The organism is Micromonospora sp. A3M-1-15, from assembly GCF_024213425.1.
GTDB classification, from domain to species: domain Bacteria; phylum Actinomycetota; class Actinomycetes; order Mycobacteriales; family Micromonosporaceae; genus Micromonospora; species Micromonospora chersina.
In genome coordinates, this window is the sequence record NZ_JANAVK010000004.1 from 795,871 (window position 1) to 804,243 (window position 8,373).

The 8,373-nt window shown below is 71.4% G+C and carries 7 protein-coding genes; 6 read left to right on the forward strand and 1 reads right to left on the reverse strand.

The genetic code is table 11. The features are described 5' to 3' along the window. Positions 1-91 precede the first annotated feature (91 nt). On the forward strand, positions 92-1,399 hold the full coding sequence (locus NLX85_RS24150; RefSeq protein ID WP_254338743.1) for an aspartate aminotransferase family protein: 1,308 nt from the start codon (positions 92-94) through the stop codon (positions 1,397-1,399). Continuing rightward, positions 1,396-2,886: a CoA-acylating methylmalonate-semialdehyde dehydrogenase gene (locus NLX85_RS24155; RefSeq protein ID WP_254338746.1), complete on the forward strand. Its 1,491-nt coding sequence runs from the start codon at positions 1,396-1,398 to the stop codon at positions 2,884-2,886. Before NLX85_RS24150 ends, NLX85_RS24155 begins: the two co-directional genes overlap by 4 nt. Here the strand turns inward: NLX85_RS24155 and NLX85_RS24160 are convergent. Further along, a complete protein-coding gene (locus NLX85_RS24160; protein WP_254338748.1) occupies positions 2,858-4,255 on the reverse strand; it encodes an acyltransferase in 1,398 nt (465 codons plus the stop codon). The genes NLX85_RS24155 and NLX85_RS24160 overlap by 29 nt on opposite strands. 172 nt (positions 4,256-4,427) lie before the next feature. Between NLX85_RS24160 and ngcE the strand changes: the two genes are divergently transcribed. The 4 genes from ngcE (at position 4,428) to NLX85_RS24180 (ending at position 8,326) form a co-directional block, all read left to right on the forward strand. After that, positions 4,428-5,846, forward strand: coding sequence for an N-acetylglucosamine/diacetylchitobiose ABC transporter substrate-binding protein (gene ngcE, locus NLX85_RS24165; protein WP_254338750.1), 1,419 nt, complete (start codon positions 4,428-4,430; stop codon positions 5,844-5,846). Between the two features lie 61 nt (positions 5,847-5,907). Further along, positions 5,908-6,816 carry a carbohydrate ABC transporter permease gene (locus tag NLX85_RS24170; protein ID WP_254338752.1) on the forward strand — a complete coding sequence of 303 codons (909 nt, stop codon included), beginning with the start codon at positions 5,908-5,910 and terminating at the stop codon, positions 6,814-6,816. Next, on the forward strand, positions 6,813-7,718 hold the full coding sequence (locus tag NLX85_RS24175) for a carbohydrate ABC transporter permease (protein ID WP_254338754.1): 906 nt from the start codon (positions 6,813-6,815) through the stop codon (positions 7,716-7,718). The genes NLX85_RS24170 and NLX85_RS24175 overlap by 4 nt, the downstream gene beginning before the upstream one ends. 89 nt (positions 7,719-7,807) lie before the next feature. Continuing rightward, entirely contained in the window at positions 7,808-8,326 is a 519-nt protein-coding gene (locus NLX85_RS24180) for a hypothetical protein (RefSeq protein WP_254338756.1), read from the forward strand. The last annotated feature ends 47 nt before the right edge of the window (positions 8,327-8,373 follow it).

Below are 8,373 nucleotides of genomic sequence, written 5' to 3' on the forward strand. Positions count from 1 at the left end.
GACGGGCCCCCTGCGCTACACAGTGACAGTTGTCCCTGCCACCCGGTGGTGAGAGCGTGCGGGGGACCAACCGCCGCTGAAGGGTGCGCCGATGACCTCCGACGACCTGCTGGCCCGGCACCGGGCCGTGCTCCCGTCCTGGATGCCGCTCTACTACGCCGAACCGCTGGAACTGGTCGCCGGCTCCGGCCGCCGGGTGACCGACGCGGCCGGACGCAGCTACCTGGACTTCTTCGGCGGCGTGCTGACCAACATGATCGGCTACGACATCCCGGAGATCCGCGAGGCGGTCGAACGGCAGCTGCGCACCGGCATCGTGCACAGCTCGACGCTCTACCTGATCCGGCAGCAGGTCGAGCTGGCCGAGAAGATCACCCGGGTCTCCGGCATCCCGGACGCCCGGGTCTTCTTCACCAACTCCGGCACCGAGGCCAACGAGGCGGCCCTGCTGGTCGCCACCAACTACCGCCGCTCGCACCAGATCCTCGCGGTGCGCAACAGCTACCACGGCCGGTCGTACGCGGCCATGGGCGTCACCGGCAACCGGGGCTGGTCGGCCAGCGCGCTCAACCCGCTCCAGGTGGCGTGGCTGCACTCCGGCGAGCGGCTGCGCGGGCTGCTGGCCCGGCTCGACGAGGGCGACCGGATCGACGCCGCCGTGGAGGACCTGCGCGAGGTGCTCGCCACCCAGACCGCCGGCGACGTGGCCTGCCTGATCGCCGAGCCGATCCAGGGCGTCGGCGGCTTCGTGCACGGCCCGGACGGGCTCTTCGCCGCCTGGAAGAAGGTGCTCGACGAGCACGGCATCCTGCTCGTCTCCGACGAGGTGCAGACCGGCTGGGGCCGCACGGGCGAGCACTTCTGGGGCTACCAGGCGCACGGGATCACCCCGGACCTGCTCACCTTCGCCAAGGGCATCGGCAACGGCTTCGCCCTGGCCGGCGTGGTCGGCCGGGCCGACGTCCTGGAGTCGGTGCCGGCGATCAGCTTCTCCACCTTCGGCGGCAACCCGGTCTCCACGGCGGCCGGCAACGCGGTTCTCGACTACCTGCTCGACCACGACCTCCAGGCGAACGCGGCGCGGGTGGGCGCGATCCTCGGCGACGGCCTGCGGGCCGCCACCGCGGACCTCGACTGCGTCGCCGAGGTCCGCGGCAAGGGCCTCATGCTCGGCGTCGAGTTCGTCCGGCCCGGCACCACCGAACCGGACCCCTCGCTCACCACCCGGGTCTTCGAGGCCTGCCGGGAGGGCGGCCTGCTGGTCGGCAAGGGCGGCCTGCTCGGCAACGTGGTGCGGATGGGGCCGCCGCTGACCCTGACCGAGGACGAGGCCCGCGAGGGGCTGGCCATCCTGGTCGAGGCCATCCGCTCGTCCGTCGCCGAGGAGGTGACCGCATGACCACGATCGGGCACTTCGTCGACGGGAAGCGGGTCAGCGGGGACTCCGAGCGGCGCGGGGACGTCTTCGACCCGGCCACCGGGCGGCGTACCGGGCGGGTGGCGCTGGCCTCCGCCGCCGACGTGGCGGGCGCGGTCGAGGCCGCCGAGCGGGCCGCCCGGTCCTGGCGGGACGCCTCGCTGGCCAAGCGGACGGCGGTCATGTTCGCCTTCCGCGAGCTGGTCAACGCCCGGCGCGACCGGCTCGCCGAGGTGATCACCGCCGAGCACGGCAAGGTGCTCGCGGACGCCGCCGGCGAGGTGCAGCGTGGCCTGGAGGTGATCGAGTACGCCTGCGGCATCCCCTCGGCGCTGCGTGGCGGCTTCAGCGAGAACGTCTCCACCGAGGTCGACTCGTACAGCCTGCGGCAGCCGCTGGGCGTGGTGGCGGTGATCTCCCCGTTCAACTTCCCGGTGATGGTGCCGCTCTGGTTCGTGCCGGTCGCCGTCGCCTGCGGCAACGCCGTGGTGCTCAAGCCCAGCGAGAAGGACCCGAGCGCGGCGCTGCTGCTGGCCGAGTGGTTCACCGAGGCCGGGCTGCCGGACGGCGTGCTGAACGTGGTCAACGGCGACAAGGAGGCGGTCGACGCGCTGCTCGACCACCCCGGCGTCAAGGCGGTGTCGTTCGTCGGCTCCACCCCGGTGGCCCGGTACGTGCACCAGCGCGGCTCGCTGGCCGGCAAGCGCGTGCAGGCGCTGGGCGGGGCGAAGAACCACATGGTGGTGCTCCCCGACGCCGACCTGGACCTGGCAGCCGACGCGGCGGTCAACGCCGGCTTCGGCTCGGCGGGTGAGCGGTGCATGGCGATCTCCGCGCTGGTCGCGGTGGAGCCGGTGGCCGACGCCCTGGTCGCGCGGATCGCCGAGCGGATGGGCGGGCTGCGCACCGGGGACGGCCGGCGGGGCTGCGACATGGGCCCGCTGGTCACCGCCGCGCACGCCGAGCGGGTCCGCTCCTACGTGGAGTCCGGCATCGCGGCCGGCGCCGTGCCGGTGGTGGACGGGCGCGAGGTGACCCCGGACGGGGACGCCGACGGGTTCTGGCTCGGCCCGACGCTCTTCGACCACGTCACCCCGGAGATGTCGATCTACACCGACGAGATCTTCGGCCCGGTGCTCAGCGTGGTCCGGGTCGGCTCGTACGACGAGGCGGTCGAGCTGGTCAACGCCAACCCGTACGGCAACGGCACGGCGATCTTCACCAACGACGGCGGGGCCGCCCGGCGCTACCAGCACGAGGTGGAGGTCGGCATGGTCGGCGTCAACGTGCCCATCCCGGTGCCGATGGCCTACTACTCGTTCGGCGGCTGGAAGGCGTCCCTCTTCGGCGACCTGCACGCGCACGGCGCCGACGGGGTCGCCTTCTTCACCCGGGGCAAGGTGGTCACCAGCCGCTGGCTCGACCCGCGCCACGGCGGGGTCAACCTCGGCTTCCCCACCCAGACCTGAGCAGCCGCAGCACCCCCGCCCCGGCCAGGTACGCCACCAGCGCCGGGGCGGGCAGCCCCAACGGCTCGGGTGCGGCCTTGCGGGTGAGGCTGTTCAGCAGCAGCCCGGCGACGAGTCCGACGTACCCGAGGACGGCCAGCGCGGTGCGGAGCCGGCGGGCGCCCTCGCGGGCCGGACGGGTGTCGGGCGGGCGGCGGGTGCGGGCCTCGATCGGGCCGAAGACGGCGACCAGGGCGGCCAGCACCACGGCGAGGGCGAGCAGCCACGGGACCCGCCAGGCGTACCAGGCCGCCGTGCCGACCGGGGGAGTGGGCAGCACGCCGAGCGCGTCCAGCAGCCCGACCAGGAGCACCGCCGCGGTCAGGTGCCAGAGGAAGACCGTGAGCACCACGGCGTTCACCGCGATCACCGCCTGCCACGGGCGGGAGCGCCGCAGCCAGCGTTGCGCCGGCTCGCGCAGCAGCAGGATCAGGCCGAGCTGCGCGGTGGCCGCGGCGAGCAACGCCAGGCTCGGCGGGGCCGCGTTGTCCAGCCGCTCGCCGGGCACGTTGAGCAGCACCACCGGGTACGGCCCGACGACGGTGAGCAGCAGCAGCGCGGCCAGCCCGCCGCCGAGCAGGGCCGCCCCGGCCCGGCGGGAGAGCGGCAGCCGGCGCCGGCGCAGACCGCGTGGCTCCGGCGTGACCGGGCCGGCCGGCCGGCTCTCGGGCGGCCCGGTGCGGGCGTCGTACCAGGCGAAGCCGAGCTGGTGCACGGCCAGCCAGCCGAACAGGTAGTTGCCGGTGGCCAGCCCGGCCGGGCCGAGCAGCCGGCCCAGGTCGCCGAGCGCGACCAGGGCGACCAGCACCAGCGGCACGGCGAGCCCGAAACGGCGGTGCAGCGCGTACATGGGTGGGGTCAGCGGCACCACCACGAGGTAGGCCACCAGGAACCAGAGCGGGATGGTGGCGAACCAGACCACCGTGCGGACCTGGGTGGGGTCGGCGCCGCGCAGCGTGGCCACCGCGGCGCCGGCCGCCAGCACCACGAGCAGCGCGGTGGTGGGCCGGGCCAGCCGCGCGCTGCGATCGACCAGCCAGCCGGTGGGGGTTCCTCCCCGCCCGCGGCGGGCGGCCAGCGAGGCCGCGTTGGCATAGCCGCCGACCAGGAAGAACACCGGAATCACCTGAGCCACCCAGGTCAGCGGCCAGGCCCAGGGCAGGTCGCCGAGGGCGGAGTGGCCGGCGGGTCGGCCGGCCCGGTCGTACCCGATGACGGTCACGCCCCAGTGGCCGAGCACGACCATCGTGATGGCGAGCGCCCGGAGCAGGTCGACGTAGCGCTCCCGGGCGGCCGGCGTGCGCTCGGCGAGCTGCCGCAGGCGGCGCATGGGCCCAGGCTATGCCAGCCGGCGCCGACAGGTACGGATAACGGTTCGGTCCTGAGGTCTTGTGGTCCGGGGCCCGCTGCCGTAGAAATTCTTCAGCAACATCAACTGAACTGAAGACAAGCGACAGATGGCACCCCCGAGCCTCGATGTTTACCCGGACCGAGGAGATGCGATGAACAGGCGTGAGATCCTCCGGCGGACCGCTGCCGCCGGTCTGCTGGCCACCCCCGCCGCCGGCCTGCTCGCCGGCTGCGCCACCTCCGGTGGCGACGACGACAAGGGCGACTCCGGCGCCTACAAGGGCACCAAGAGCGAGCAGAACCCGCTCGGTGTCAAGGAGGACGCCCCGCTCGAGGTGGTGATCTTCAACGGCGGCTTCGGCGAGGAGTACGCCAAGTCCCACGAGGCCATGTACAAGGAGAAGTACCCGAAGGCCAAGATCAACCACTCGGCCACCCAGGAGATCAGCAAGACCCTCCAGCCGCGCTTCGTCGACGGCACCCCGCCGGACGTGGTGAACAACTCCGGCGCCGGGCAGATCGACTTCAACGGCCTGGTCTCGCAGAACGCCCTTGCCGACCTCGGCGACCTGCTCGCCGCGCCCAGCCTCGACATCCCCGGCAAGACGGTCAAGGACACCCTGCTCCCGGGTGCCGTCGAGGTCGGCTCGTACGACGGCAAGTTCCTCGTGATGAACTACACCTACACGGTGTACGGCATCTGGCACTCCACCAAGCTCTTCGCCGACCGGGGCTGGCAGTACGCCAAGACCTGGGACGAGCACATCGCGCTCTGCAAGCAGATCAAGGCCGCCGGCATCGCCCCCTGGACGTACGCCGGCATCCACCCGCGCTACATGAGCTGGCCGCTGATCTCCACGGCGATCAAGCTCGGCGGCCCGTCGGTGGCGCTGGCCATCGACAACCTGGAGCCGAACGCCTGGAAGTCCGACGCCATGAAGTCCGCCGCGGACGCGTGGCACCAGATCGTCAAGGACAAGTACATCCTGGAGGGTTCGCCCGGCCTCGACCACAAGCAGTCGCAGACCGCCTGGTGCCAGGGCAAGGCCGCGTTCATCTCCTGCGGCTCCTGGCTGGAGAGTGAGCAGAAGGACGTCACCCCGGCCGGGTTCAACATGACCGTCCAGCCGACCCCGAGCCTGGGCAGCGGCGACAAGCTGCCGTTCGAGGCGGTCCGGGGCACCGCCGGCGAGCCGTTCATGGTCCCGGCCAAGGCCAAGAACGTGGCCGGTGGGCTGGAGTACTTCCGGACCATGCTCTCCAAGAAGGGCGCCCAGGACTTCACCAAGAAGGTCGCCAGCCTCACCGTGGTCGCCGGCGCCACCGAGGGCGTCGAGCTGCCGTTCGGGCTGAACACCGTGGTCAAGTCGCTGGAGGCGTCCGGGTCCAACGGCTTCAACTGGGTCTACAACAACTACTACCGCAAGCTCGAGCGCAACCTGGTCGACGCCGCCTGCGGCGAGTTCTTCAGCGGCCGGATCGGGCCGGCCGAGTTCCTCGACCAGTGCCAGAAGGGCGCCGACTCGATCGCCCAGGACAGCTCGATCAAGAAGTACAAGCGCGCCGCGTGACGTGCCCCGGTGGGGGTGGGTCCGCCCGCCCCCACCGATCGAACCAGGGAGGGGTCGCCAGGTGCGACATGGCAGATACCCGCTGATCGTCAGCTTCCTGCTGCCGCCGCTGGTGCTGTACGGCGTCTTCGTGCTCTCGCCGTACCTTCAGGCCTTTCAGATCTCGACCACCAACTGGCTGGGCTACTCCGCGCAGGCCGACCCGGTGGGCATGGCGAACTTCCGCACCCTGCTGCACGACGGTTACGTCTGGAACGCGTTGGAGAACAACGCGGTCCTGCTGCTCGTGGTGCCGGTGCTGACGATCGCGCTCGGCCTGTTCTTCGCCACCATGCTGACCATGGGCGGCCGCAAGGGCCAGGCCGGCGTGACCGGTGTCCGGGGCACGGCGGTCTACCGGCTGGTCTACTTCTTCCCGCAGGTGCTCTCGGTGGTGATCATCGCGCTGCTGTGGAAGGAGATCTACAACCCGCGCAGCGGCCTGCTCAACGGCGCCCTGCACGCGCTCGGCCTGCCCACCCCGGCGTGGTTGGGCGACCCCCGGTTCGCCTTCTGGTGCGTGCTGGCCGTGATGGTGTGGAGCAACGTCGGCTTCTACGTGGTGCTCTTCGGCGCCGCCATGCAGGCCATCCCGCGCGACATCTACGAGGCCGTGATGCTCGACGGGGCGTCCCGGGCCGTGATGCTGCGGAAGATCACCATCCCGCTGCTGTGGGACACCATCCAGGTGGCCTGGATCTACCTGGCCATCGCCGCCCTGGACGGGTTCATCCTGGTCCAGCTCATGACCAACGGCGGCCCGAACTTCTCCTCCGACGTGATCGGCAACCGGATGTACGACACGGCGTTCGGCAGCGAGACCAAGTTCGGATACGCCTCGGCGATCGGCGTGGTGATGTTCTTCCTGACCCTCTCGGTGGCGGTGCTGGCGCTGCGGGCCGCCCGGCGCGATCGGATCGAGTACTCATGACCAGTGTGGACTCCGGCACCCGGCGGGCCCCGGCGGAGCTCGCCGAGCCGACGACCGGCCGGCCGCCGCGCCGCGAACTGGGCGTGGCGAACGTCTTCTCGCACAGCTTCCTGCTCCTCTGGGCGGCCATGACCGTGCTGCCGCTGGCCTGGATGGTGCTCAGCTCGCTGAAGAGCAACGGCGAGATCCTCGCGGACCCGTGGGGGCTGCCCGAGGCGCTGCACCTGGACAACTGGACGCGGGCCTGGACCAAGGCACACATCGGGCGCTACTTCCTCAACAGCGCCGTGGTGGTGGCCGGCTCGCTGACCCTCACCATGCTCCTCGGCGCCGCCGCCGCGTACGTCTTCGCCCGCTACGACTTCCGCGGCCGGCAGGTGGTCTACTACCTGTTCGTCGGCGGGATGATGTTCCCGGTCTTCCTCGCCCTGGTGCCGCTCTTCTTCGTGGTCCGCAACGCCGGCCTCTTCGGCACCTGGACCGGCCTGATCCTGGTCTACACCGCCTACTCGCTGCCGTTCACGGTGTTCTTCCTGACCGCCTTCTTCCGCACCCTGCCGACCACGATCGCCGAGGCGGCGCTGATCGACGGCTGCGGCCACTTCCGGCTGTTCTTCCGGGTGATGCTGCCGATGGCGCGTCCGGGACTGATCAGCGTCGGGATCTTCAACCTCCTCAGCCACTGGAACCAGTTCCTGCTGCCGCAGGTGCTCATGCAGGGCGACGAGTCGAAGTGGATGCTCGCCCAGGGGCTCAACGCGCTGGCCGTCAACCAGGGCTACGCCGGCGACTACGCGCAGCTCTTCGCCGGCCTCACCATCGCGGTGCTGCCGGTGCTGGTGGTCTACGTGGCCTTCCAGCGGCAGATCCAGGCGGGCCTCACCGCGGGGCAGCTCAAGTGAGGTGTTGGTTGCCACAGGCAACGGGGCAGCGGGACCGCTGAGGGCTCCCTTATCGTGGGCCGGCACCTTCACCGATCGACAGGAATCGCATGTTCTTCCTCATCTACGACCTCCTGCTGCTGCTCGGCGGCATCGCGATGGTCGCCATCGGCATCGCCATCAAGGAGCAGGGCACCGGTGCCCGGATCCTCAACGTCGTCGTGGGCCTGGCCTTCTTCGCCTACGGCTTCTACCTGATGTTCCTCTTCGAGGGCGGCTCGTACCGGATCTTCATCTACGTCTTCATCCTGCCGATCCTGCTGATCGTGCGCGCGGTGAAGGCGCGCAAGGAGGCCCGCGAGCAGGCCGCGGCGCACCAGTTCGCCGGCGCCCCCCAGTCCGGTCAGCTCCCCCCGTCCGCCCCCGGCCAGCCGGCCCAGGGTTGGCCGGCCCCGCAGGGCCAGCCCGCCCCCTACGGCCAGACCCCGCAGGCGCCTTACGGCCAGGCCCCGCAGGGCCAGTACGGCCAGCCCCCGCAGCAGCCCGGCCACCCGGCGCCGCAGCAGCCGTACGGCCAGCCCCAGGGCCAGTACGGCCAGCCGCAGCAGCAGGGCTACCCGAACGCCTGAAGCGAGCACCCCAGAGCGGGCCGGTCGACGCCTTGTCGACCGGCCCG